At 54.4% G+C, this 1,216-nt stretch carries 1 protein-coding gene; it reads right to left on the reverse strand.

From position 1 onward, the window contains the following. Positions 1 to 4 precede the first annotated feature (4 nt). On the reverse strand, positions 5 to 1,216 hold a 1,212-nt coding region (gene gad / locus EQY_RS0117155; protein ID WP_001073705.1), incomplete at its 5' end, for a glutamate decarboxylase.

Consider the following 1,216-nt stretch of genomic DNA (forward strand, 5'->3'; position numbering starts at 1 on the left):
GTTATCAGGTATGTTTAAAGCTGTTCTGCTGAGCAATACCCTGCAGTTTCGGGTGATCGCTGAGATATTTCAGGGAGGCTTTGTAGTCTTCCAGCAACAGTTCAGCGAAGTCCATTTCGAAACCACGACGGCACATAATACGCATCACCACAATGTCGGTGGCTTCACCGCCGAGGGTAAAGGCCGGAACCTGCCAGCCGCGCAGACGCAGACGTTCAGAGAGGTCATACAGGGTGTATCCCGGATTTTCCCCGTCTTTCAGTTTGAAGCAAACCGCCGGAATACCTTCGTCCGGGCGACCTGTACAGATGAACTCATACGGTCCCAGTTTAGCGATTTCATCCGCCAGGTAAGTGGCGACCTGATAAGAGGCGTTTTGTACTTTGGTGTAACCCTCACGACCGAGGCGCAGAAATTCATAGTATTGCGCAATCACCTGACCGGCAGGGCGAGAGAAGTTGATGGCGAAAGTCCCGATTTGCCCGCCAAGATAGTCAACGTTGAACACCAGTTCTTTCGGCAGTGCTTCTTCATCACGCCAGATAACCCAGCCGCAGCCCAGCGGAGCCAGACCGAATTTATGGCCTGAAGCACTGATCGATTTCACGCGCGGCAGGCGGAAGTCCCAGACAATATCCGGAGCCACGAACGGTGCCAGGAAGCCACCGCTGGCGGCGTCGATGTGCATGTCGATGTCGATACCGGTGTCGGCCTGGAATTTATCCAGCGCATCGTGCAGCGGTTGCGGGAACTCATAGTTACCGGTGTAGGTCACACCAAAAGTCGGCACCACGCCGATGGTGTTTTCGTCGCAGGCTTCAATCATGCGTTTCGGATCCATGAACAACTGACCGGGGCGCATAGGGATCTCGCGCAGTTCCACATCCCAGTAGCGGGCAAATTTATGCCAGCAGATTTGCACCGGCCCGCACACCAGGTTGGGTTTATCGGTCGGTTTACCTGCGGCTTCCATTCGTTTGCGCCAACGCCATTTCATTGCCATCCCACCGAGCATACAGGCCTCGGAAGAACCAATGGTGTTGGTGCCAACGGCCTGACCGTTTTTCGGCGCAGGCGCGTGCCACAGGTCGGCAACCATGTTTACACAACGCAGGTCGATAGCTGCGGACTGCGGATATTCTTCTTTATCGATCCAGTTTTTGTTGATCGACAGATCCATCAACTTATGAACATTTTCGTCGTCCCAGGTCTGGCA

The organism is Escherichia sp. TW14182 (genome assembly GCF_000208525.1).
GTDB classification, from domain to species: domain Bacteria; phylum Pseudomonadota; class Gammaproteobacteria; order Enterobacterales; family Enterobacteriaceae; genus Escherichia; species Escherichia ruysiae.